Source organism: Sphingomonas sp. Leaf5 (assembly GCF_001421155.1).
Classification (GTDB): domain Bacteria; phylum Pseudomonadota; class Alphaproteobacteria; order Sphingomonadales; family Sphingomonadaceae; genus Sphingomonas.
Genome location: NZ_LMJZ01000008.1, coordinates 1 through 25029, shown reverse-complemented (window position 1 = coordinate 25029; position 25029 = coordinate 1). Strand labels below are relative to the sequence as shown.

Below are 25029 nucleotides of genomic sequence, written 5' to 3'. Positions count from 1 at the left end.
GGGGCGGAGCCGTCAAACCGGATTGCCTGATCAGCTATACTGCTTCGACTGCGACCAGCTGCGCGTTCATGACCGCCTTCCCGTAGGCGGTGAGGAAGGCGACATCGGCGGCGTCGCGGCCAATGCCAATCTTGGCCATCGCTGCTTCCTGCGCCATGCCCGTTGCATCGACCAGATGCCATTCGCCGCCGATGAAGACCTCGGCGACGGCGTGGAAGTCCTGCGGCTCGACGCCGAGAGCGTAGACACTGGCGATCCGGGCTGGAATGCCAGCCGCGCGAACCAGCGTAATGACGACGTGAGCGTAGTCGCGGCACACGCCTTGCCGACGTATGAAGGTGTCCGCCGCTGTCGTTTCCGCAGTGCTCGCGCCCGGCACGTAGCTGAAGTGGGTCTTCACCCAGTCACGAATGGCGATTACCTTCGCACCGCCCTCCAATCCGCCGAACTCGGCATCGACGAAGCTCTGGAACTGATCGGACGGGCAGTAGCGCGATGGCATCAGGTACTGGACGGTTTCGCCGGGCAGGCGATGATGCGGGACCATCCGCAGCGTCCGGCAATCGGACAATAGCCGGTTAATTGACACGGTTGCCCGATAATCGACTGTGAAATGACCCTGCGTTCGCAGCCATATGCGCTCCCCGATGGAGTCCTGCGCATCCACCCGGGCAAGATACTGGTTGTCTGAAATGTCGATATGCGTTTCTTCGATCGTCTGCTCCGGGATGGCCGCGGCCTCCACCTGCAGCAGAATGTCGGTGGGGTGCTCGAACTGATAATCGAGCTTGGCCTGGATCCGGATCTTCATATCGATGCGATGCACGAACCCACCCGATAGTGCACCCTTTTTTACCGCGTAGGCGTGCGGACTAACGCCCGCCGCTGGACTGCCAAGGTGCCTGCCGAACGGCCGACAATGGGGTCGGGTGGGTCATTTCGGGCTGTAGGCGACGCGGAACCCGATATGCGATGTCGGGAAGTCCTGTTCCTGCGCCTGGAACGCGGCGGGACGGAAGTTCGCGCAATAGTTGGTGGCGCACAGGAAACTGCCGCCCTTGACCTGTCCGACGGCGCCATCGCCCGCGACCCATTCCCAGACATTGCCGACCATATCGTACACGCCGAAGCCGTTCGCTGCGAACCGGGCAACGGGTGCGATACCGGCATAGCCGTCGGCGCCGGTATCGATCAGCGGGAAGACGCCTTCCCACACATTGGCCCGTGCCTTGCCATGATCGAACGCCCACGCCATCGCGTCGCGCGGCGTCGCTTGCCCGCCGCGGGCGGCGCGTTCCCACTGTTCGACATTTGGCAGGAAGCCGCCGGCCCATGTGGCGTAAGCGGCGGCGTCCGATCGATCGACATGCACGACGGGGTCCTGCCACCGCCCTGCGATCGAGCTGCCCGGCCCCTGCGGATGGCGCCAGTCCGCACCCTTCACGAACCGCCACCAGCGCGCGGCATTGTCGAGCGGGACCGGTTCGGTGGGAGCGACGAACACGGCCGACCCGCCGTCGCGTTCTGCACGGGTCCGATGCCCGGTGGCGGCGACGAAGGCGGCGAACTGCCGGTTGGTCACCTCATGCGCGTCGATGCGAAACGCGGCGACGGAGGTCGCGGTGCCAGGTCGACCGGCACCGTCCTCGCCAAGCAGTACCGTGCCGGCGGGGATCGGGACGCAGCGGTCCGTCGCATCGCAGCCGGGCGTCGGGCGGTACGCGCCGGTCGAGACCAGTGCCGCCGCCGCGAGCAGCAGCACCGCCGTCCGCCTCATGGTTTCGCACCCGTGGCGGCACCCGTGGCGGCCGGTGCCGGTGCGTCGGGGAGCGGAACGACCCCTTTATCCCGGGCATAGCGGTCATAGGCCGCGACCAGTTCGGTGAGGCGTGCCGGCTCGGCCGTTGCGAGATCGCGCGTCTCCCCCGGATCGCGCGCGACATCGAACAACTGCCAGCGCCCGGTGCTGACCCCCTTGCGGGTGTAGCGGTTGGTCCCGGCGGGCAGGTACACGACCTTCCAGTCGCCCCTGCGCAAGGCGCCGCGGTAGAAGAGTTCGTAGCCGACGGCTTCGTCCGTCGAGCGCACCTCGGCAGCGGTGGCGGCGAGGACCGGGCGCAGGCTGTGCCCCTGATGCGCCACGATCGGGCGTCCGGCATAGGTCGCCGGCTGCTTCTGTCCGGCATAGTCGAGCAGGGTCGGCGCGATGTCGCGCACGTCGAGGTTGGCGGTGGCGATGCGTCCGCCGCCCGCCACCCCCTTGCCCGCAGCGAAGGCGCTGACACGAATGCCGCCCTCGGTCGGATAGCCCTTGACCAGCCAGGAGGGGGTAGAATTGGCCTGTGCCCAGCCCGCGCCATAGCCGACATAGCTGGTCGCCGCACCGATATTGGCGAGGCGGTTGTCGATGCGAAGGGCCGGATCGGGGGGCGTCGGCGCGTCGGGATCGACCGGGGGTGCCTTCGGGTCGGCGACCTTGAACCGGGGGGAGGGCCGGTCGATCTCATTACCCTCCGGCCCGTTGTCCGACAGGAACAGGATGATCGTATCGTCGTAGCGACCCTGCGCCTTCAACGCCGCGATCATCCGCCCGACATTCTGGTCGAGCCGGTCGACCATCGCCGCATAGACCTCCATCTTGCGCGCTTCGATCGCGCGTTCGTCCGGCGACAGCGAGGCCCATGGGCGGACCTGTTCGGTGCTGTGGGCGACGGCGTCCGCCGGGACCAGCCCCAGCTGCTTCTGCCGGGCGAGCCGGGCATCTCGCAACGCTTCGTAGCCGGCATCGTAGCGGCCCTTATACCTGGCGATCGTTTCCGGCGGTGCCTGTAGCGGCCAGTGCGGGGCGGTGAAGGGAAGATAGGCGAAAAACGGGCGGTCGTCGCCCGCGCGCTTCGCCTGATCGAGATAACCGATCAACCGGTCGGCGAAATAGTCGGTCGAATATCTGCCGGCAGGCAGGGCGGAAGGCTTGCCGTCATCGCGGTAGCTGGGGGCGAGCTCGGCCTTCTTCCATGCCGCATTCTGGTCCGCGCCGAAATGGTTGGACAGCCCCTGCAGCAGCGCGAAACTATGGTCGAACCCGCGCGCCGCCGGTTCGCGGTCGGGGGTCAGGCCGAGATGCCATTTCCCCGACATCAGCGTGGTATAGCCGCCGGCGCGCAGCAGTTCGGCGATCGAGGCGACGCGGTCGTTCAGATAGCCTTCGTAACCGGGCCGGCCGCGGGTCGCGTCGCTCAACAATTCGGCCATGGTGCCGAGGCCCGCCTGATGATTGTCGACGCCGCTCATCAGCATCGATCGGGTCGGCGAACAGGTCGGTGCGGTATGGAAGCCGGTGAAGCGCACCCCGGACAACGCCAGCGCGTCGAGGTTCGGGGTCGCGATCTCCCCGCCGAACGCGCCGATGTCGGACCAGCCCAGATCGTCGGCGACGATGACGAGGAAATTGGGGGAGTCTTTGGGTGCGACCGCAGGCGCGGCCGGGGCCGGGGCCGGCGGAGTTTGGGGCGCGGCGGCGGCGGGGAGCGCGAACAGCAGCGCGGGAAAGGCGGCGGCGATCAGGGGCTTGGCCGGCATGGGGTCTCCGAAGGTGGCGAAGGTTACACGCCCGGCATAGCCCCAACCCGAAATCCAACAATAAAGAATATCTATCAAATCGATGGGAATAAGTGCGTTCGTTTCGGTGGCGTCCCTATCCTAGCCAGTGGCGGTCCGGCGGGTGCCGCCGCCATTCGACGAAGGACCATCGATGCCGATTTCGCCTGCCCGCGCCCGCCGCCTGTCGCTGTTCGCCGGTGCCGCCCTGTTCGCCACCCCCGCTTTTGCCGCCGATCCGGTGCCGACGCCCGACGAAGTCGACACCGAGGCACCCAAGGCAGCGGCAGGCGGCGAGGATATCGTCGTCACCGCACGCCGCCGCGCCGAACGCAGTCAGGACGTGCCGATCGCGATCAACGCGTTCGGGGCGGCGCAGATCGAGGCGACGCGGACCTATAATTTGCGCGACCTGCAACAGCTGACCCCCAGCCTGGTCGTCACCAATACCAACCCGCGCAACACCAGCATCAACATCCGCGGTCTCGGCAACAATGTCGCGGTGTATAATGACGGGCTGGAGCCGGCGGTCGGCGTCTATGTCGATGGCGTCTATTTGGCGCGGCCCGGACAAACGGTGTTCGACCTTGCCGATCTGGAGCGGATCGAGGTGCTGCGCGGGCCGCAGGGGACGCTGTTCGGCAAGAATACCTCGGCCGGTGCGGTGGTCGTCACGACCAAGGCCCCGACGTTCGAACCCGAGGCGGGCGGCGACGTGTCGCTCGGCAATGTCGGGTTCCGCCAGTTGCATGCCTATGTCTCGGGACCGATCACCGACAGCCTTGCCGCGCGGCTGTTCGTGTCGAAGACCGATCGCGACGGCTTTACCCCGAACCGCTTCGACGGACGGCTGGGACAGGATTTCCACGACCTGAATCTGCGCGGACAGCTGCTGTACAAACCGACCGACGCGCTGACGCTGCGGCTGATCGGCGATTGGGGGCGGCAGCGTTCGTTCACCGCCGGCACGATCCTGCTGGGCGCGATCCGCAGCTATGACAACGGCACCAACTTCGCGAACAACTATTACGACCGTGCCGCGCGGCTGGGCTACACGCCGGTGCCGGCCAACCCGAAGCTGCGCACCACCGATGTCGATGCCAATCCGCGCTATGCGATGAACCAGCATGGCATCAACCTGACCGCCGATCTCGATCTGGGTGCGGCGACGCTGACCTCGGTCACCGCCTATCGCGCGTGGAACTGGTATCCGCATAACGACGGCGACAGCACCAGCATCGATGCCGGGGCCGATTTCCACCAGAGCAACGAGCAGCGACAGGTCAGCCAGGAACTGCGCATCGCGTCGAACGGCGGCCGGCCGGTCGATTATGTCGCGGGCCTCTATTATCTCTATCAATCGATCCGTGCGGAGGCGGTCAACCGCTACGGGACGCGTGCCGCCGACTGGTTCCTGCCGCCGACCACCAATGCCGCGGTCGGCGCGGCGGCGCTGAACGAGTATAATGTCGTCAGCCAGTCGCGGCCGGTGACCGACAGCTATGCCGCGTTCGCGCAGACGACATGGCATGTCGTGCCGGGCGTCGATCTGACCACCGGGCTGCGCTATACCTATGAGACCAAGACCGGGTATTTCGATCAGGTCGCGACCGGGCGGTCGCTGGCCGGGCTGACCGCGGCGCAGCAGGCGGCGGCACAGACGATCCGGTCGCGCTACGGCATCGCCAATCGCTATGACGCGGAAACCAAGGAAGGGCGGCTGTCGGGACAGGCGACGCTGTCGTGGAAGGTCGCCGAGCCGGTACTCGGCTATGTCACCTATGCACGCGGCAACAAGTTCGGCGGGCTGAACCTCGCCAACATCACCACCACCGGGCAGTTCGCGGCCAATCCGGTGATCGCGCCCGAGACGATCGACAGCTACGAAGCAGGCGTCAAGACGACGTGGTTCGGCGGGCGGCTGACCGCCAATGCCGCCGCCTTCTGGACCGATGTGAAAGACTATCAGACGACGATCATCGATATCGAACGCAACGGCGTCAGCTTCTTCACCAACGCCGCCAAGGTCCGCACGCGCGGGTTCGAAGGGGATGTACGCGCGACGCCGACGCGGTGGCTGACGCTCTACGCATCGGGCACCTATGACGATGCGCGCTATATCTCCTACGCCAATGCGCCCTGCCCGATCGAGATCACCGGGCGGACATTGTGCGACCTGTCGGGGCAGCGATTGCCCGGCGTTTCGGAATGGGCGGCATCGGCGGGCGGCGAGGTCCGCGCACCGATCGCCAATATGGCCGGGCGGGGCGGGGAGGTCTATTTCGGCAGCGATTACAGCTATCGCTCGAATACCAACACCACCGCCAGCCTCAGCCGCTACTCGGTGATCCCGGCCTATGACCTGGTGAACCTGCGCTTCGGATTTCGCACCGGGGACGGGCTGTTCGATATCCAGCTATGGGGTCGCAACGTCACCGACGAGACGTATTTCCTGTCACGCGCCGCCGCCAACACCGGCGCAATTGCCGGTACGCTGGGTGACCCGCGAACCTATGGCATCACCCTGCGCACACGCTTGTGATGCGGCCGGGTACGGCGGCGTTCCCGAACGAATGGCCGGTATACAGGAGCAGCATGGGGTGTCGGTCCGCCATGACCTGCTGCCCGTTTACGTCGAAACTCGGGCAACCCCGCGGTTGAACGCTGCACCGTTGCGGGCAATCGCGCTCCTGTCGATCGGATGTTTCGGCATTGCCCGCAGCACCGACCGTCGCCGTACCCGTCTTCGCTCCGCGAGCGAAGTCGTGATATAAAGATATCTTTATATCGTCATTGACAGGTTCGGCCCGATGGTGTTGAACGCCCGCGTCGAGGTTCCCCATCCCAGGCGTGGCGATGGGGCTAAGACGGGAAGCCGGTGGTGTCCTTCGGGGCAGAATCCGGCGCTGCCCCCGCAACTGTAAGCGGCGAGCGGCGGCTCCATTTCGTGTCACTGGGTTCCCGCAAGGAGCCTGGGAAGGCCGGAGCCACCGCAGCGACCCGTGAGCCAGGAGACCTGCCTTTCGACGCCATAACGTTCCTCGGACGGGGGTTCCTCCGGTGGATCGCGCTTGATGCGACGGTCCGTGGCGTGATGCCGTTCCGGCCCGTCCGTACCCTGCGCGCTTTCGCCAGACCTCCCGCCCGCAAAGCCTGGGTTGAGTCATGACGAATAGCGGCTTCACGTTCACGCTCGGCAGCATCGCGTTCGACGAGGAATATCGTCCGGCCGACAACACGCGCATCACCACCAACTTCGCCAATCTCGCGCGGGGGGACAGCCGCCGGGATAATCTGCGCAACACGCTGGCGATGATCGACCATCGCTTCAACGCGCTGATGCATTGGGACAATCCCACCGGGGATCGCTATACGCTGGAGCTGATCATCGTTTCGGCCGCGCTCCGGACCGGCGAGGACGCCGAACCCTTCCCGCTGATCGAGATCCTGCACACCGTCGTCGTCGACCGGACCCGCGACGAGCGGACCGACGGCATGGTCGGCAACAACTTCTCCTCCTATGTCCGCGACTATGACTTCAGCGTCGTCCTGCCCGATCACCTCCGGGCCGGGGGCGGCGGCGCGCCCGAGGGGTTCGGCGATCTGCACGGCAATCTGTTCAGGCAGTTCGTCGGTTCCAGCGCCTATCGCGACCGTTTCCGCAAGGCCCCGGTCATCTGTCTGAGCGTGTCGAGCAAGGAAGTCTATCACCGGACCGCCAACACGCATCCGATCCTCGGGCTGGAATATCGCACCGACCGCGCCTCGGCGACCGACGCCTATTTCGCGAAGATGGGCATGACGGTGCGCTATTTCATGCCGCCGCACGGCGTCGCGCCCTTGGCCTTCTATCATATCGGCGATCTGGTCAGCGATTACACCAACCTCGAACTGGCCAGCACCATCGCCACGATGGAGACCTTCCAGAAGATCTATCGCCCGGAGATCTACAACGCCAATTCGGTCGCCGCCGCGCAATATCGGCCGAGCCTGACCTACCAGGACTATTCGCTGACCCGCATCGTCTATGATCGCGAGGAGCGCAGCCGGCTCGCCGCCCGGCAGGGCAAGTTCGCCGAGGAGCATGTCATCAAGCCGCATGGCGCGGCGCTCCGGCGCTGGTCCGCGACCTGCGGCCTGTAACTCCCCCGCTACACGAAGGATTTTGCATCATGACGACCCTGTTGCCGACGACCACCGCGGGCAGCCTGCCCAAGCCTTCGTGGCTCGCCCGGCCCGAGACCCTGTGGTCGCCGTGGAAACTGGAGGGCGACGAACTGATCGCGGGCAAGCAGGACGCCTTGCGCCTGGCGGTCGACGATCAGCGGCAGGCGGGGATCGACATTCTGGGTGACGGCGAACAGACCCGCCAGCATTTCGTCACGACCTTCATCGAGCATCTGGACGGCGTCGATTTTGAGAAGCGCGAGACGGTGCGCATCCGCAACCGATACGACGCCAGCGTGCCGACGGTCGTCGGGGCCGTCTCGCGACCGAAACCGGTCTTCGTCGACGACGCCCGTTTCCTGCGTGCGCAGACCGAGCAGCCGATCAAATGGACGCTGCCGGGACCGATGACGATGATCGATACCCTGTATGACGCGCACTATCGGAGCCGCGAGAAACTGGCATGGGAATTCGCCTGCATCCTGAACGAGGAAGCCCGCGAACTGGCGGCGGCCGGCATCGACATCGTCCAGTTCGACGAACCCGCGTTCAACGTCTTCTTCGACGAAGCCAATGACTGGGGCATCGCCGCGCTGGAGCGTGCGGCCGAAGGACTGACGGCCGAGAGCGCCGTTCACATCTGCTACGGCTATGGCATCAAGGCGAATACCGACTGGAAGAAGACGCTCGGCTCCGAATGGCGCCAGTATGAGGAAACCTTCCCCAACCTCCAGAAGTCGACGATCGATATCATCTCGCTCGAGTGCCAGAATTCGCGCGTGCCGATGGACCTGATCGAACTGGTCCGCGGCAAGAAGGTGATGGTCGGCGCGATCGACGTCGCGACCGATACGATCGAAACGCCCGAACAGGTCGCCGACACGCTGCGCAACGCGTTGCGCTTCGTCGATGCCGACAAGCTGTATCCCGCCACCAATTGCGGGATGGCCCCGCTGTCGCGCAGCGTCGCACAGGGCAAGCTGAAGGCGCTGGGGGCCGGGGCGGCCATCGTTCGCAGGGAATTGGCGGGTTGACCGGGAGCGGGTCGTCGGCAGCGAGCCACGAAGGCGCACCGGTAGCGTGCCATAAGAATGGCTCTCATTAGCATTGACTCTGCGACTTACTCGCAATAGCTGCGTCGTCCAACAGGGGGACGACATGATCGAAAAGACTAGCTTTCTCGCAATGACCTGCGTCGGGTTCATCGCCACCGCGCCGGCGCTGGCGGCGGAAAAGGACGTGCGTCCGGTGGCGGCACCGATCACGGCGCAGGACCATGTCGACGATCGCGACGTGATCGTCGTGAATGGACAGAAGGCTGCGGATGCGAAGGTGGAAAGCCCGAAGGCGACGTCGGCGTTGCGCGACACGCCCCAGACGATCACGGTCCTGAACGACCAGACGATCCGCAAGCAGAATCTGCAGACGCTGCGCGACGCGCTCCAGACCATTCCCGGCATCACCTTCGGTGCCGGCGAAGGTGGCGGCGGCTATGGCGATTCGATCAACCTGCGCGGGTATTCGGCCGCGAACGACATCACCGTCGACGGCGTACGCGATTCCGCCCAATATAGCCGGACCGACCCGTTCAACCTGCAACAGATCGAAGTCTATAACGGCGCGAACACCGTCTTCAACGGATCGGGATCGGTCGGCGGCACGATCAATCTGGTATCGAAGGTGCCGGGCGTGCAGGACCTGTCGATCGTGCAGGCATCGGTCGGTACCGACGATTATTACCGCGCGTCGATCGATGCGAACAAGCGCGTGTCCGATCTGGTCGCGGTGCGGCTGACCGGGGCCTATCACCATAACGGCGTGCCCGGCCGTGACGTCGAGAAATTCGAACGCTGGGGCATCGCGCCGTCGGTGACGATCGGCATCGGCGGTCCGACCAGCCTCACGCTCGCCTATGTCCATCAGGAAGACCGCAACACGCCGCTCTATGGCGTGCCGTATTTCCAGAGTCCGATCGGCGGCGGCGTGCTGCCCGGTGTCGATCGCGCCGATTATTACGGCATCGCCAATCTGGATCGGCAGGACCAGACGGTCGACCGCTTCACCGCGACGTTCCGCCATGCGATCGACGACCAGCTTTCGGTACGCAACCTGACCCGGTGGCAGCGGGTCGCGCAGGACAGCGTCACCAGCGCGCCGCAGGGCACCTATTGCCTGTCCACCACCGGGTTGCAGCCGGTCGGCGCGAATGCGGCGGCGACCGTCGGCATCGCCTGTCCGACCGGCCTCGCGCGGGGCAACTGGCGGCCGTCGGGACCGCGCGGGCTGTCGCGCGACCAGGTCAACGACCTGCTCTACGATCAGGTCGATCTGCGGCATGAGGCCGGCGAAAAGGGCGGTTTGCGCAACGTCGCCAATATCGGCGTGTCGGGCGGAATCGAAAGCTATCACATCACCAGTGGCAGCCTGTTGCGTACCGCGGCCGGTGTCGCGGTGACGCCCCCCGACCTGTCCATCGCCAATCCCGACACGCGCTGGACCGGGCCGGTCAACCTGACGGTCACGGCGCAGGCGCGAGCGGAAACGCAGAACCTTGCCGTCTATGCGTTCGACACGCTGGAGCTGAACCGCTGGTTCGAACTGAACGGCGGCGTCCGCTGGGAAGTGCAGGACGCCCGGTTCCGCAACCTGCCGCTGGCGATCGTTCCGCCGGGCAGCACGCAATTGACGCTGGCGCAGCAGGCGGTGCAGCGTTCGAACGAACGGTTATTCTCCTATCGCGGTGGCGCGGTGTTCCATCCGGTCGAGGCGGTCAGCATCTATGCCGGATACGGCAAGTCGAAGACGCCGTCGTCGCAGACGGTACGTCTGGGTTGCGGCGTGGTGTCGGCCACGCCCAACGCGGCCGGTGCCGCCGACCCGTGCGCGGTGGCCCCCGAAACCGCCGAGAATATCGAGGCGGGGGTGAAGGCCGCGCTGTTCGGGCGCAAGCTGGAAGTGACCGCCGCCGTGTTCCGCAACGAACGCACCAATTACCGGGTGCCGTCGAACGATCCGGCATTGCCCGCCGGGTTGCAGGTGCTCGACGGCAAAGCGCGTGTCGATGGTATCGCGGTCGGGCTGTCGGGATCGATCCTGCTGGCGTGGACGATCTTTGCCAACTACACCTATCTCGATGGCAGGGTGCGGCAGTCGATTTCCGACCGGGACCTGAATGCCGGTGTCCGCGATCCGCAGGCGGGGGCGACGCTGGTGCAGACACCCGAACATTCCGGGTCGCTGTTCACCACCTACAAGCTGCCGTTCGGCCTCGAACTGGGCTATGGCCTGACCTATCAGGGGTCGATCGCGCTGAACGTGCCGAATGCGTTCCAGCCCGTGCAGTTCCGCGCGGACGATTACCTGATCCACCGGGCCTATCTCGCCTATACGATCGCGGAGCGGGCGACCTTGCAGCTGAACGTCCAGAACTTCACCGACGAACGCTATCTGACCGGTATCCGCAGCAACGTGAACGGTACGACCGGCGCGGTCACCGGCGGCTGGGCGATGCCCGGCGACCGGCGGCAGGCGGTGCTCAGCCTCTACTACAACTTCTGACGGGGACGGGCCGGGGCGGATGCTGATCGCAATTCCAGACGTGCTGGACGAAGCCACCCTCCACCGCGTTCGCGCGCTGATGGCGGGTGGCGCGTGGGTCGACGGCAACGTCACCTCCGGCCCGCAATCCGCACTGGCCAAGCGCAACCGACAATTGCCCGAGGACAGCGCGACCGCACGCGAGGCGGGCGGCATCGTGCTCGATGCGCTCGGACGGTCGCCGCTGTTCTTCGCCGCCGCGCTGCCGCTGAAGGTCTTTCCGCCGCTGTTCAACCGGTATGAGGGCGGCGAGGCGTTCGGGCTGCACGTCGACAACGCCATCCGCATGAAGTCCGGAACCGACTTCCGTATCCGCAGCGACCTGTCGGCGACGCTGTTCCTCGACGACCCCGACAGCTATGACGGTGGCGAACTGGTGATCGAGGACCGGTTCGGTCCGCAGACGGTGAAGCTGCCGGCCGGGCATATGGTGCTCTATCCCGCCTCCAGCCTGCACCGCGTAACCCCGGTCACGCGCGGCGTGCGTACCGCCTGCTTTTTCTGGGCGCAGTCGATGGTCCGCGACGATGGCGAACGACGGCTGCTGTTCGACCTCGACCAGTCGGTCCAGGCATTGGGCGGGGAACGCGGGCAGGGCGATGCGGTGGTGGTCCAGTTGACCGGGCTGTATCACAATTTGCTGCGCCGCTGGGCCGACGCATGAGCGTTGCCGCCAAACGCCGGCGCAACTGGCGCGCATGGTGGGCGAAACAACTGATCGCGTGGCACTGGATCAGCGCCGGCATCTCGCTGGCGGCGATGTTGCTGTTCGCGATCACCGGCATCACGCTGAACCATGCCGCGACGATCTCCGCCGAACCGGTCGTCGCCGAACGACAGGGACGGCTCTCCGCCAGCCTGCTGCGTCCGCTCGGCAGGGCGGCCGAGGCAAAGGCGACCATTCCGCCGGGCGTCGCCGCCGATATCGAACGGCAGGTGACGCTGAACGTCGCTGCGCATCCGGTCGAATGGTCCGATGGCGAGGCCTATATCGCGCTGCCGCGTCCCGGTGGCGATGCGTGGGTCAGTATCGACCTGACCAGCGGGGCGATCCGCGCCGAAACCACCGATCGCGGCTGGATCAGCTACCTCAACGACCTGCACAAGGGGCGCAATGCCGGGACCGCGTGGTTCTGGTTCATCGACGTGTTCGCCGTCGCCTGCGTCCTGTTCTCGATCACCGGGCTGCTGCTGCTGCAACTCCATGCCAGGCGTCGGCCGTCGACCTGGCCGCTGGTGGCGGCGGGGGTGGCGCTGCCGGTGATCCTTGCCATGTTCCTGATCCACTGATTTTCGGGGGGAGATATCCTGATGCGTATCCTGTCACTGGCGGTTCTGGGCGGCGCGACCGTCGCCGCCGCACCGGCACCGCCTGCGGGGACGATCACCGTCACCATCCCGCGCCTGTCGGTCGCCGAATATCACCGGCCCTATGTCGCCGTGTGGGTCGAACCGGCGGGCGGCGGCGCGGCGCGGACGCTGGCGCTGTGGTACGACGTCCGCAAATCGGGCGCGGAGCCGGGGACGAAATGGCTCGCCGATCTGCGCGCATGGTGGCGCAAGGGCGGCCGCAGCCTGAAACTGCCCGCCGACGGCGTGAGCGGCGCGACCCGCGCGCCCGGTGCCCACACCATCCCGCTGCCCGCCGACCTGCGCCCCGGCAGCTATGTACTGAACGTCGAAGCCGCGCGCGAAACCGGCGGCCGCGAACTGGTGCAGGTGCCGCTGACCGTGCCCGCCAAGGCCGCCCGTGCGAGCGGATCGCACGAACTGGGTGCCGTGACGCTCACCGCCCGCTGACCCTTCGAAGGAGTTTGCCCATGCCCCGTTTCGCGCGCCACCTGCTTGCCGCTGCCGCCCTGTTCTCCATCCCCACCGTCGTGTCGGCGCATCGGCTGTGGATGCTGCCGTCCGGTACGGTATTCTCCGGCACCGATAGCTGGGTGACCGTCGATTTCGCTGCCTCGAACGACCTGTTCTATGCCGATCATCAGCCGGGACGGCTGGACGGGGTCAAGGTGTGGCAGCCCGACGGCAGCGCGGGGCAAGTGCAGAATGGCGCGACCGGCCGCTACCGGTCGGTGTTCGACGTGAAGCTGGACCAGCCCGGTACGTGGAAGATCGGGACCGAGATGTCGGGCCTGATGGGCAGCTTCAAGGTGAATGGCGAGGAGAAGCGCGTCGGCGGCCGCGGCGGACCGCCGGGACCCGATGGCGTGCGCCGGCCGCCGCTGACCGTCGCCGACATTCCCGCCGATGCGACCGATGTGAAGCTGATCGAGACCAGCAACCGCAACGAGATTTTCGTGACCGCCGGCGAGCCGACCCGCACGGTGCTGAAACCGACGGGCAAGGGGCTGGAGATCGATTTCGTCACCCATCCCGACGAACTGGTCGCAGGCGAGCAGGCGCGGTTCCGCTTCCTGGTCGACGGACGGCCGGCACCGGGGCTGAAGGTGACGGTGGTGCCGGGCGGCAAACGCTATCGCAATGCGGAGGGTGCGCGCGAGTTGACGACGGGCACCGACGGCGTGCTGGCGATCGATTGGCCGGCGGCGGGAATGTATTGGCTCAGCGCATCGCACGAGGATGCGAAGCCCAGCGTCGCACGCGCGACCGCACGGCGGATGGGCTATGTCACCACGCTGGAGGTGACGACGCCCTGAGCCTGACCCCGCGTATCGTGCTGCCGACCGAACCGTCGGCGGCGGCCCTCGCCGATCACGATCCCGGTGCGATCGTCGCGACCTTGACCGGCGTGGCGATGGGTACGCGCTGGACGGTGGCGTGCGCGCTGCCCGCGGGGGCCGACCGGGACGGGCTGCGCGCCGCGATCGATGCCCGGTTGCGCGACCTCGTCGACCAGATGAGTCACTGGGAACCGTCGTCGGAACTGTGCCGGTTCAATGCGCTCGCCCCCGGTGGCTGGGCCGACCTGTCGCCGGATTTTGCGGCGGTGGTCGACCTGTCGCTGCGGGTGGCCCACGCCAGCGACGGCGCGTTCGATCCCGCGATCGGGCGTCTGGTCGATCTGTGGGGGTTCGGTCCGCCCGGACCGCAGCCCGAACCCGGTATCGCGGCCATTGCCGCGGCGCGGTCCGCCGGGGGATGGGCCCGCCTGCGCCGCGACCCGGCGGGGCGGCGTCTTCGTCAGCCCGGCGGGTTGGCGCTCGACCTGTCGGGCGTGGCGAAGGGCTATGCCGCCGACGCGATCGCCGACCTGCTGGCCGAACGGGCGGTACGGCATTGTCTGGTCGAAATCGGCGGGGAATGCGTCGGGCGGGGGATGCGCCCGGATGGCGACCCGTGGTGGGTCGACCTCGACGATCCGCTGGACACGGGACACCCGCCGTTGCGCCTCGCGCTGCACGAATGCGCCGTCGCGACGTCGGGCAACTATGTCCGGGGCGACCATTCCCTCGATCCGCGCACGGGCCGCCCGGCGACGAACGGGGTCTTGTCCGTCAGCGTCGTTGCCGGGACCGCGGCGCTCGCCGACGCCCAGGCAACCGCGATCCTCGTCGCGTATCCGGACAGAGGGTTGATCGAAACGCTGAACCTCGCGGCGCGTATCGTCGTGAGGAACGGTGTTTCGATGGATGAGATACTGACTGCGCAGTTCGAAAAGATGATGATCTAGCCGGCAATCGTTATTGGTCGGTACGAACACAGCGCAGCCTTGGTCGTCGAATGCACGGGCCGAGCGGCATCGTACGCTCTACGATAGACATTAGATTACCTCCTGCGCGCCAGCGTCGACCGTTCCGAGACGTGCATCGGTACCGTCTGGTCCCGGCGGCTGGCGCGCGACGCGACGCCAGGCCGCGCTCGTTCGCGTGGAAGCAGATATTGCGACCCGGACGCTCGGCGCGAACGCTCGCGAACGTCCACCGGGTAGCCGGGGAGGGAATGCAGCGGGACTTGCCATCATTTATCCTATCGATAAGATGGGAATATGAATCGGACGACGAAGATCGAATGGCCGACGGTCGCACTGGCGGTGGCAATCTATGGTGGATGGATGGCGGTGACGGCCGTCCACGGGCTGTTGCCGGTGCCGCTGCTGATGCTCGCGGGCGGTTGGTTTCTCGGATGGCACGGATCGTTGCAGCATGAGACGATCCACGGTCATCCGACGCGCCATCGCCACGTCAACGACCTGATCGGCGGAGTGCCGTTGTCGCTGTGGCTACCCTATGGTGTGTATCGCCGCACGCATGTCGCGCATCATCGCTCGGCCGCGCCGACCCATCCGGTACATGACCCCGAATCGCGCTACGTCGCGGGCGGGACAGGGTGGACGTTGCGGATCGCGCGGTTGCGATCCACGCTGGCCGGGCAGATGGTCCTCGGACCGGTCGCCAGTATCGCGCTGTTCCTCATTACCGAAGGAGCGCGGGCATGGCGTCGGCCAGCGGCGTTCGCGCGCGAATGGGGGCCGCATCTGCTGGGCGTCGCACTGGTACTGGCCTGGCTGCGCGCGGTCGAGTTGCCGATCGGCACCTATCTGGTCTGCTTCGTGCTGCCGGGACAGGCGGCGTCGTTATTGCGTGGATATGCCGAGCACCGGGCGGATGCGCCGGGGCCGTCGCGCGCGGCGACCGTGATATCGCACGGACCGCTGGCGCTGCTGTTTCTCAACAATAATCTCCACGCAGCGCACCATGCTGATCCGGGCGCGCCGTGGTATCGCCTGCCGGTTGTCGAGACGCAGCGGCAGGGACGGAACGAACCGCGGGATCGGGGCTATCGCGATGTGATCCGCCGGTTCGCGTTCCGTGCGCATGACACGGTGCACCATCCGCATGGATGAGATCGCATGGCTGGGTATGTACGATCATGCCGGACAACATGCGGCGAACGACCGGTTCTGGACGACGATCCGCGACCATTTGCGCGGAGCCGGCGTCCCGCACGTGCCGGCGGCATTGACCCGCAGCGTGGCGACTGCCGCGGTCTGGGGCCACCCCCGGTTGTTGCTTGGCATGATCTGCACCCGGCCATGGGCATTGGAGCACAGCGATCTGCAGTTGCTCGGCCATCCTGCCTATGCCGGGACCGACATAGCCGGCGAACATCGCAGCCTGATCGTGGTGCGGCGTGACGATCCGGCGCGCGACTTGGCCGATCTGTGCGGGCTACGGGCGGCAATCAACGATACGGGGTCGAACACCGGCATGGCGTTGTTGCGCGATGCGGTGGCGCCGCTGGCAAAACATGGGCGATTCTTCGGCAAGATCCTGACGACCGGCGCGCACCGGTCCAGCGCGATCGCGGTCGTGGCCGGCGAGGCGGATGTCGCAGCGATCGACGAAGTGACATTCGCCGCGCTTTCCCGCTTCGAACCCGAACTGACCGGACAATTGCGGGTGTTGGCCCGCAGCGCCTCATCGGCGACCCCGGCATTCGTTACAGCCGCTGCAACGCCGACAGAGATCGTTATCCTGCTGCGCGTCGCACTGGAACGGGCGGTAGCCGACGCTCCCAAGAAGCTCGGGATTACGGGCATGATCGCGAATAGTGTCGGTCTGCGCAACCGCGTCCTGGCGCAGGACGCTGCCGCGCGTGCGGCGGGCTATCCGGCGTTGGCCTGAGTGATCGGATCGGCGCGACGACCGTTCCGCGTCATCCCTGCGGGTGACCGCTACGCAGCGGGCCGCTGTCAGGTCTGCGGCCGCAGGCATGGCGTTCGATCCCCTTTCGTCATTCCCGCGCAGGCGGGAATGACGAGATTCCGTAGTTGTCGCCGAAGGTCGATCGGCCCTGGAACCTGACAAGCCCGAAGCATCCCGGCACCGGCCACGGCATTCTGCGTGAACAGGCGGTCGCTGCCGGACCGTCGCCAAGCCCGCGCGAGCATCGGGATTGGATCGAAAACGACCGCTTATGCGCAGGCTTGCTATGACCGTGCACCTACTGTGCTAACGGTCGGGGATGGACCTGGTCTTTGGTTGGCGCAGCGCCATGCTGCTTTCCGCAACGCTCGTGTTGCTTCCATTGGCAGCGGCCCTTGCATCGAGTTTGCGAAATCGACTGGCGAACCGGACACTTGCCTTCTTGACCATCGTCCTGGTCGGCGTCTTTACCCCGTGGCTCATCGGGTTCGCAGGCTTTTACGACCGATGGCGCTGGCTGACGTTTCTGCCGGTTGCGGTTCCGCTGCTGGTCCCCGCGCTGCTCCGCTTCTACGTCCACGCGCTGGTAACGGACACCCTCCCGCCGCGGTGGCGCGGGATGCTCGTGCCCGGATTGGCCGAGTTCGCGTTTCAGGCGGTCAGCTTCTGCCTGCCGATGCCTTTCAAGGATCGCTGGGCCGGCATTGCCTTTTCGGTCGTCACGCCGATCCTCTCGATCGCCCTGATCGGCAGCTTCGCGGTGCATATGGCAGCGTCGGTGCGGCTGCTGCGTCGGTACCGGGCGGTGCTTGTCAATGTCGTCGGGGACGATGCGCGCTTTGCCGCCCGCTGGTTGTCGGCCGCGATTGCCGCTTTCGCGATATTGTGGAGCATCTGGGCGACGGTGCTGATCTGGGACTGGTTCGATCCGCTGGGCTATACCGGGTTGATGTGGTTGTATCTGATGATCGCTTCCGCCGCACTGTTCCTCGCGATCGAGGGGTGGCGTCATGCCAGCTTGCCATTTCCGAATCTGTCGACGCTCGAATGCGTTCCGGCAATACCGGCCAAAGGACCGGCACGCGACTGGTCGCGACAGGGGGCGGAGTGGGCCGAGCAGACCCGCCTGGCCGGGTGGGCCGGCGACCCCGACATTGACGTGGCAACGCTTGCCCGGTTGCTGGGGACCAACACCGCCTATCTGTCCCGCGCATTGAACGAGGGATTGGGTCAGAACTTCTCGACGTTCATCAACGGATTGCGGTGTCGCGCGGTCGTGGACCGTTTGGAAGCGAGCGACGATCGCGATGTGCTGACGCTCGCACTCGAAGCCGGCTTCGCATCGAAGGCCAGCTTCAACCGGGCGTTTCGAGCGACGACCGGGATGACGCCTTTCCAGTATCGGACTCACGTCGCAAAAGCGAAAAACCATGGTGCGTTACCGGAAACGAGGCGACCGGAGCCGGGATTGCCTGCCATCCCGGGGGCATGAACCGACGCCATCTTCTCGCGGCCCTTGCCGCACTTCCGCTGATCTCCCATGCTGGTCGGGCCGCCGCCGCCGCCGATTTCGGAGGTGTCCGCGAAGACCTGGCGGTACTGCGGGCGGCGATGGCGATCCATCCGGGGCTGCACCGCTATCTGTCGCCGGTCGACGTCACCCGACATCTCGCCGTCTTCGAGCAGGACTATGGTGCCGGCGCACGAGCGGGATCGCACGAGCACTGTTTCCTCGCGCTGTCCCGGTTCCTGACCACCATCCGCTGCGGACACAGCTATCCCAATTTCTTCAACCAGACCGATCCCGCGGTGAAGGCGCTGTTCGATCGACCGACCCGGTTGCCGTTCGATTTCGAGTGGATCGGGCGATCGATGGTCGTCACCGCCGACCATAGTGGAACGGGCGCGTTGCCGCGGGGGACTGTCATCACCGCGATCAACGGACGCAGCGCCGGGCAGGTTCTGGATACGCTGATGCCCCATACCCGTGCCGACGGCCATAATGACGGCAAGCGCCGTTCGCTGCTGGGCGTGCGGGGGGCCGAGGACATCGAGTATTTCGACGTCTTCCAAGGGCTGCTGATGCCGCCTGCAGGGGGCGTGCATCGTCTGTCGATCGTGCGGCCCGATCGGCGCGAACTGCGCGTCGCGCTACCGGCAATCGGTCTCGCCGCCCGGCAGGCGACGATGACCCGAGTGCGCGAGGATAGCGATGCGGCGCGCTGGACCTATCATGTGCGACCGGACGGGGTCGCCATACTGGACATGCCCGGTTGGGCGATGTGGAACTCCAAATGGGACTGGCGGAACTGGCTGTCCGATCGCCTCGACGATGCGGCAACCGCCCGCGGTCTGGTGATCGACCTGCGCCGCAACGAAGGCGGTGACGACTGCGGTGATCCGATCCTTGCCCGTCTCATCGATCGCGATCTGGCAGGGTGGACCTTCGAGCCGAAAGTTCGGTTCCGGGAGGTGCCCGCAGCGTTGGCTCCCCACGTTTCGACATGGGACGATCGTTTTCGTCGCCTCGGTGTCGGTGGTGCCGATCTGGGCGATGGCTGGTACGGGCTGCCGGAACGCGAAAAGCTGCTGCCCATCCGCCCGGCGGCGAAGCGCCTGACCGTTCCGGTCGCGGCGTTGATCGGCCCGGCGAACAGTTCGGCGACGTTCGGCTTCATCAATGCGGCAAGGGCCAGTGGGCGGATCAGGTTGTTCGGTGAACCGACCGGGGGCAACCGACGCGGGATCAATGGCGGCGGCTTCTTCTTTACGAAGCTGCCGGCGAGCGGAATCGAATTCGACCTGCCGCTGATCGGCTATTTCCCGACGACCCCGCAGCCTGACGCGGGCATCGAACCGGATGTCTTCATCCGCTCGACGGCGAATGCGATCATTCGGGGAACCGACCCGGCGCTGGACGCGGCGGCAATATGGGCAGCAGCGCGCGTCTCCGGTTGATTTGTCCCCCGATCAGTCGGTTACAGGCGGCACAATTTCGGTCGTGAGCCCTGGTGGAAGGCATTCTACGCCCGAAGCCGCTCGTTCCCGAATACCATCGTTGACGTGCAACTTGCAGCATGGCGAGCGGTAGCTATCCGCTGCGGGACTGCTGATAGTTGTCGGGCGGGCCGCGATCGGAAGGCCGCCGATACGCCGTGGTCGCCGCGCACCGCCCTCGCCACCGCATCCAACCTTGTCACACCGCCCCGAACCCGCATAGTCGCCCTCCCAAGCCGATCGGAGTGCCCCTTGTCCCACGACCCTGCCCAGACCGACATCCTCATCATCGGATCGGGCGCCGCCGGCCTGACCGCTGCGCTGCATCTGGCCGAGCGGTTCCGTGTCACCGTGCTGGCGAAAGGCGCGCTGAACGAAGGGTCGACCGCGTGGGCGCAGGGCGGGATCGCGGCGGTGTTCGAACCCGGCGATACGTTCGAAAACCATGTCGAGGACACGATGGTCGCCGGTGCCGGGCTCAACGACCGTGCGGCGGTCGAGTTCGTGGTCGAGGGTGCGCCCGCCGCCATCGAACGGCTCGCGGCGCTGGGCGTGCCGTTCAATATGGAGGGCGAGGCGCTGCACCTGACGCGCGAGGGCGGCCATTCGCACCGGCGCATCGTCCATGTCGACGACGCCACCGGCTGGGCAGTGCAGGAGGCGCTGATCCGGGCGGCGCGGGCGCATGCCAACATCACCCTGCTGCCCGACATGGTCGCGGTCGATCTGGCCACCAGTCGCCATGAGCAGCGTTATTCGGGGGCGGGCAATGTGTGGGGCGTCTATGCCTTCAACCGCACCACCGACCGGGTCGAGCTGTACACCGCGCGCGCGACGATCCTCGCGACCGGCGGGGCGGGGCGGACCTATCTGTTCAGCACCGCGCCGCGCGGCGCGACCGGCGACGGCATCGCCATGGCGTGGCGCGCGGGATGCCGCGTGTCGAACATGGAATTCATGCAGTTCCACCCGACCTGCCTGTACAATCTGGAGGTCAAGAACTTCCTGATCACCGAGGCGGTGCGCGGCGAGGGCGGGAAGCTCATCAACCCGACCACCGGCAAGAATTTCATGCCCTATTACGACCCGCGCGCCGAACTCGCGCCGCGCGACATCGTCGCCCGGGCGATCGATGCCGAGATCAAGCGGTTCGGGCTGGATTACGTCCATCTCGACATCAGCCACATGGACCCCGACTTCGTGCGCGGCCATTTCCCCAACATCCACGAAAAGCTGCTCGGCCTCGGCATCGACATGACGCGCCAGCCGATTCCGGTGGTGCCGGCGCAGCATTATACCTGTGGCGGGGTGGTGATCGATCGCGACGGGCGCACCGACCTGCCCGGCCTGTATGCGGTGGGCGAGGTGTCGCAATCGGGGCTGCATGGTGCCAACCGGCTCGCGTCCAACTCGCTGCTCGAATGCTTCGTGTTCGGCGAGGCGGCGGCACGCGACATCGCCGCGCGCTGGGACGCATTGCCCCCGCCGCCCGCGATCCGGCCATGGGACGAAAGCCGCGTGACCGATTCGGACGAAGAGGTCGTCATCAAGCAGAACTGGACCGAAATCCGCCGGTTCATGTGGAATTATGTCGGCATCGTCCGGTCGACCAAGCGACTGGAACGCGCGCGCCACCGCATCGCGATGCTGAACGAGGAAGTCGCCGACTATTACGGCCATTTCCGCGTCACCCCCGACCTGATCGAGTTGCGCAACCTGCTCCAGTCGGCGGACCTGATCGTCCGGTCCGCGCTGCACCGCAAGGAGAGCCGCGGGCTGCACTACACGCTCGATTACCCCGAAACGGCGGCGGAGGCAGTCGATACGATCCTCGTCCCCTGACGCTACGGCATGGGTTTGCGCCATTCGTCGTCTGTGCGGGGAGATTCGTCGCAAGGCGGCAACAACGTCTTGTAATGTTAATCGCCCTCGCAGCATGGTCGGCGCAGGACGGGGTGAGAAGATCGTGCAGATGCTGAAGAAAGTCCGGCCGCAACAGGCGGCGTTGGTAATGGGACTGATGGCGCTCGGCGGCGTGGGTCTGGCGACGCGGACATTGCCGCCCGCCGCGCAGGCGGCCGTGCCGAAAGCGGCGGTTCCGGTGCCGCTGCCCGCACCGACGCGCCCTGCGCCCCCGGCGCTGGTCGCGACGATCAATGCGCTGGGCGGCGGGTTTCAGGGCCGGGTCGGGATCGCGGTGCGCAGCATCGACGAGGGCTGGGTCGTCGGCCATGCGATGGATCAGCGCATGCCGCAGCAATCGGTCAGCAAGCTGTGGGTCGCGCTGACGACCATGAGCGCGATCGACGAGGGCAAGCTGGCGCTGACCACCCCGGTCACCATCACCCGCAGCGACCTGACGCTGTTTCATCAGCCGATCGCGTATCTGATGAAGGACGGCGTGTTCCGCACGACGGTCGGCGATCTGCTGCGTCGCGCGCTGACGCTCAGCGACAATACCGCCAATGACAAGCTGCTCAACCTTGCCGGCGGGCCGGTGGCGGTGCGCGACTTCATCGCCAGCCGCGGCCTCGGCAATATCCGCTTCGGGCCGGGCGAGCGGCTGTTGCAGGCGAAGACCGCCGGGCTGCCGTGGAAACAGGAATATTCGCAGGGCAACGCCTTTGCGCAGGCGCGGTCGCAGCTCGACCCCAATGTCCGCCGCGCCGCCTATCAGGCCTATGTCGCCGATCCGCCCGATGGCGCGGGGGCAGGGGCGATCGCCGATGCGCTGGCACGGTTGCGCCACGGCATGTTGCTGACGCCGCAATCGACCAGCTGGCTGCTCGACACGATGAGCCATACCCGCACCGGCCGCGCCCGCCTTCGCGCGGCGTTGCCCACCGGGTGGAGCGTCGCACACAAGACCGGGACCGGACAGGATCTGGGCGGGCGGACGGCGGGTTTCAACGATGTCGGCATCCTGACCGCCCCCGACGGCAAATCCTATGCCGTGGCGGTGATGATCGGCGATACGGCCCGGCCGGTGCAGGAGCGCCAGCAACTGATCCAGACGGTGGTGTCGGCGATCGTCGCCGTGCACGGGTAAAGCGGTCGCCACCCATATCCCCGCGCGAGCGGGGATATGCCTACCGCTTCGTCAGTAACCTCGGCCCGACACCCTGGTCGGTAATCACCACCGGCGCGATGCTGCCATCGGGACGGAAGGTCAGCCGGTCGATCGCGATCTCGCGGTGATTGCCGTCGGTTTCGCTCAATGGGCGGCGGTGATAGACGATATACCAGTCGTCGGTGCCGGGAAGCCGCAGCAGCGAATGATGCCCCGCGCCGCGCGCGATGCGGGCATCCTGTTGCAGGACCACGCCGCGTGGGCTGAACGGCCCGACCGCGCTCGGCCCGGTGGCATAGGCGACGCGATAGTCCGGCCCGGTCCACTCGCCCTCCGACCACATCAGATAATAGACGCCGTTCCGCTTCGCCATGAACGGCCCCTCGACATAGTCGGGCGAGGGGGTGATCGCCTTGAACGTCGTGCCGTCGGCAAAGGGCATGATTCCGGTCAGCGTATCGGACAGCCGCACGACGTTGCAGTGCTTCCATCCGCCATAATAGAGATAGACCTGCCCGTCATCGTCTCGGAACGCCATCTGGTCGATCGGCTGCGCGCCGTTTACGATCTTGTCGATCAGCGGTTTGCCGATCGCATCGCGAAACGGCCCCTCCGGCTTGTTCGAAACGGCGACGCCGATGCCGCCGGTCTGGGCATCGTTCTTGATGTCGTTCGCGCCGAAGAACAGATAATAGCGCCCGCGATGCTCGATCGCCGAAGGTGCCCACATCGAATAGGCCGCCCAGCCGACCTGCTCGACGTCGAGCACGCGGGGATGCCGCGTCCAGTGCACCAGATCGCGTGACGAAAACGCGTCGAGGAACGTCTGCCGCAGGAACGGATACCAGATATGCGGCGCGCTGCGCTCCTTCACCTGCCACGGGGTGAAGCGACTCTGTGGCGCGGGCGGACCCTTGTCGGCGGAATAGGTCGGATAGATCCAGTAGCGGTTTCCGAAGATGCGGATCTCGGGATCGGCATACCAGCCCGGGATCGGCGGATTGGCCGCCAGCGCCGCACGCGGCAGCGCCGCAGCGGCCCCCATCGCCGCCAGCAGCGTCCGGCGGCCGATCGTCCCATCAGCGATAGTCGGCAATGGCATAGCGTCCCTCCTCGGCCGGAACGCGCGGTCCGACGATCGCGACCGCCGCCCCCGCCGCGTTGCCCGCCGCCACGCCGGCCGGCGAATCCTCGAACACCAGACACTCGCCGATCGGGACGCCCAGCCGGTCGGCGGCAAGGCGGAAGCCCTGCGGATCGGGTTTGCCCTTCGTCACGTCCTCGGCGGTGACGAACACCGCCGGCACCGGCAGCCCGATCGCCGCCAGGCGTATTTCGGCAAGGTTGCGCGGCGCGGAGGTGACGATCGCCCAGTCATCGGGGGCAAGGCCGGCGATCAGGTCGTGGATGCCCGCGATCGGCACGACGCCGTCGACGTCTTCGAGTTCGGCGGCGTTCAGCCATGCGGCTTCGGCATCGACATCCATGCCCGGCGTGGCGAAGCGCCGCACCGTATCCTCGCCCCGGACCCCGTGACACACCGCGATCAGCGCCTCGGCATCGATGCCATGCCGATCGCACCAGCGCCGCCAGACGCGTTCGACCGCTGCGGAGGAATCGAGCAGCGTCCCGTCCATGTCGAACAGGAAGGCGGCGTAGGCGGTATCACGGAACGATGGCATGGGCGCGGTCGTACCGGGCGGGGGCTGCGGAGGCAAATGGCGGTTCGCCGCTACGGGGTGTAAGTACCCCCGCGCAGGCGGGGGCCCAGAGCCGCACAGAACCGCGGTCTGCTTGTGTCGCCCTGGACCCCCGCCTGCGCGGGGAGTGTTCACGTCGGACTCTGTAGACGTTTTCTGGCGAGGAAGATGTCGAGGGTGATCTCGAGCATCTGTTGGGTCTTGGAAGCGCGTTTGGTTCGGCGGTTGAAGCGGGCCAGCATGTCGCGGAACGAGGCGTTGGACGATTCGATCAGATGCGTCTGCG

The 25029-nt window shown here is 66.5% G+C and carries 20 protein-coding genes and 1 riboswitch; of the genes, 15 read left to right on the top strand and 5 right to left on the bottom strand.

The features are described from left to right. Positions 1 to 34: 34 nt before the first annotated feature. The 3 genes from ASE50_RS07770 to ASE50_RS07760 form a co-directional block, all read right to left on the bottom strand. Positions 35 to 811, bottom strand: a complete 777-nt coding sequence (locus ASE50_RS07770) for a transglutaminase-like domain-containing protein (protein ID WP_056398097.1) — start codon at positions 809 to 811, stop codon at positions 35 to 37. A gap of 123 nt (positions 812 to 934) precedes the next feature. After that, positions 935 to 1777, bottom strand: coding sequence for an SUMF1/EgtB/PvdO family nonheme iron enzyme (locus tag ASE50_RS07765; RefSeq protein ID WP_056398096.1), 843 nt, complete (start codon positions 1775 to 1777; stop codon positions 935 to 937). After that, complete coding sequence (locus tag ASE50_RS07760; protein ID WP_082438892.1) at positions 1774 to 3579, bottom strand: arylsulfatase; 1806 nt, start codon at positions 3577 to 3579, stop codon at positions 1774 to 1776. Before ASE50_RS07760 ends, ASE50_RS07765 begins: the two co-directional genes overlap by 4 nt. 172 nt (positions 3580 to 3751) lie before the next feature. Between ASE50_RS07760 and ASE50_RS07755 the strand changes: the two genes are divergently transcribed. The 15 genes from ASE50_RS07755 (at position 3752) to ASE50_RS07685 (ending at position 23022) form a co-directional block, all read left to right on the top strand. Continuing rightward, positions 3752 to 6139 (top strand): TonB-dependent receptor, encoded by a 2388-nt coding sequence (locus ASE50_RS07755; RefSeq protein ID WP_056398223.1) that lies wholly within the window; start codon positions 3752 to 3754, stop codon positions 6137 to 6139. A 273-nt stretch (positions 6140 to 6412) separates the two neighbouring features. Beyond that, positions 6413 to 6636: riboswitch (cobalamin riboswitch) on the top strand. Positions 6637 to 6762: 126 nt separating this feature from the next. Continuing rightward, entirely contained in the window at positions 6763 to 7740 is a 978-nt protein-coding gene (locus ASE50_RS07750; RefSeq protein ID WP_056398092.1) for a putative oxygenase MesX, read from the top strand. 29 nt (positions 7741 to 7769) lie between these two features. Then, positions 7770 to 8798: a methionine synthase gene (locus tag ASE50_RS07745; protein ID WP_056398088.1), complete on the top strand. Its 1029-nt coding sequence runs from the start codon at positions 7770 to 7772 to the stop codon at positions 8796 to 8798. 124 nt (positions 8799 to 8922) lie between these two features. Next, positions 8923 to 11322, top strand: coding sequence for a TonB-dependent receptor (locus ASE50_RS07740; RefSeq protein WP_200909497.1), 2400 nt, complete (start codon positions 8923 to 8925; stop codon positions 11320 to 11322). A 19-nt stretch (positions 11323 to 11341) separates the two neighbouring features. Then, a complete protein-coding gene (locus ASE50_RS07735) occupies positions 11342 to 12025 on the top strand; it encodes a Fe2+-dependent dioxygenase (RefSeq protein WP_056398085.1) in 684 nt (227 codons plus the stop codon). Further along, the gene (locus ASE50_RS07730; protein ID WP_056398082.1) at positions 12022 to 12651 is read left to right on the top strand and encodes a PepSY-associated TM helix domain-containing protein; all 630 of its coding nucleotides are present in this window, start codon (positions 12022 to 12024) and stop codon (positions 12649 to 12651) included. Before ASE50_RS07735 ends, ASE50_RS07730 begins: the two co-directional genes overlap by 4 nt. Positions 12652 to 12672: 21 nt before the next feature. Then, positions 12673 to 13161 (top strand): DUF2271 domain-containing protein, encoded by a 489-nt coding sequence (locus ASE50_RS07725; protein WP_056398079.1) that lies wholly within the window; start codon positions 12673 to 12675, stop codon positions 13159 to 13161. A 20-nt stretch (positions 13162 to 13181) separates the two neighbouring features. After that, the gene (locus ASE50_RS07720; RefSeq protein WP_056398077.1) at positions 13182 to 14027 is read left to right on the top strand and encodes a DUF4198 domain-containing protein; all 846 of its coding nucleotides are present in this window, start codon (positions 13182 to 13184) and stop codon (positions 14025 to 14027) included. 17 nt (positions 14028 to 14044) lie between these two features. Then, on the top strand, positions 14045 to 15001 hold the full coding sequence (locus tag ASE50_RS07715) for an FAD:protein FMN transferase (RefSeq protein WP_235512241.1): 957 nt from the start codon (positions 14045 to 14047) through the stop codon (positions 14999 to 15001). Between the two features lie 315 nt (positions 15002 to 15316). Next, positions 15317 to 16174, top strand: a complete 858-nt coding sequence (locus tag ASE50_RS07710) for a fatty acid desaturase (protein ID WP_056398073.1) — start codon at positions 15317 to 15319, stop codon at positions 16172 to 16174. After that, positions 16167 to 16955, top strand: coding sequence for a phosphate/phosphite/phosphonate ABC transporter substrate-binding protein (locus ASE50_RS07705; protein ID WP_056398072.1), 789 nt, complete (start codon positions 16167 to 16169; stop codon positions 16953 to 16955). The genes ASE50_RS07710 and ASE50_RS07705 overlap by 8 nt, the downstream gene beginning before the upstream one ends. A 463-nt stretch (positions 16956 to 17418) precedes the next feature. After that, on the top strand, positions 17419 to 18468 hold the full coding sequence (locus ASE50_RS07700) for an AraC family transcriptional regulator (protein WP_235512239.1): 1050 nt from the start codon (positions 17419 to 17421) through the stop codon (positions 18466 to 18468). Beyond that, on the top strand, positions 18465 to 19934 hold the full coding sequence (locus ASE50_RS07695) for a S41 family peptidase (protein ID WP_056398069.1): 1470 nt from the start codon (positions 18465 to 18467) through the stop codon (positions 19932 to 19934). Before ASE50_RS07700 ends, ASE50_RS07695 begins: the two co-directional genes overlap by 4 nt. 291 nt (positions 19935 to 20225) lie before the next feature. Further along, a complete protein-coding gene (gene nadB, locus ASE50_RS07690; RefSeq protein ID WP_056398065.1) occupies positions 20226 to 21815 on the top strand; it encodes an L-aspartate oxidase in 1590 nt (529 codons plus the stop codon). A gap of 94 nt (positions 21816 to 21909) precedes the next feature. Then, entirely contained in the window at positions 21910 to 23022 is a 1113-nt protein-coding gene (locus ASE50_RS07685) for a serine hydrolase (RefSeq protein ID WP_056398063.1), read from the top strand. 40 nt (positions 23023 to 23062) lie between these two features. Here the strand turns inward: ASE50_RS07685 and ASE50_RS07680 are convergent, their stop codons facing one another. Then, on the bottom strand, positions 23063 to 24145 hold the full coding sequence (locus tag ASE50_RS07680; RefSeq protein ID WP_082438890.1) for a glycoside hydrolase family 43 protein: 1083 nt from the start codon (positions 24143 to 24145) through the stop codon (positions 23063 to 23065). Beyond that, positions 24123 to 24725 carry an HAD-IA family hydrolase gene (locus ASE50_RS07675; RefSeq protein WP_056398059.1) on the bottom strand — a complete coding sequence of 201 codons (603 nt, stop codon included), beginning with the start codon at positions 24723 to 24725 and terminating at the stop codon, positions 24123 to 24125. Before ASE50_RS07675 ends, ASE50_RS07680 begins: the two co-directional genes overlap by 23 nt. Positions 24726 to 25029: the final 304 nt, after the last annotated feature.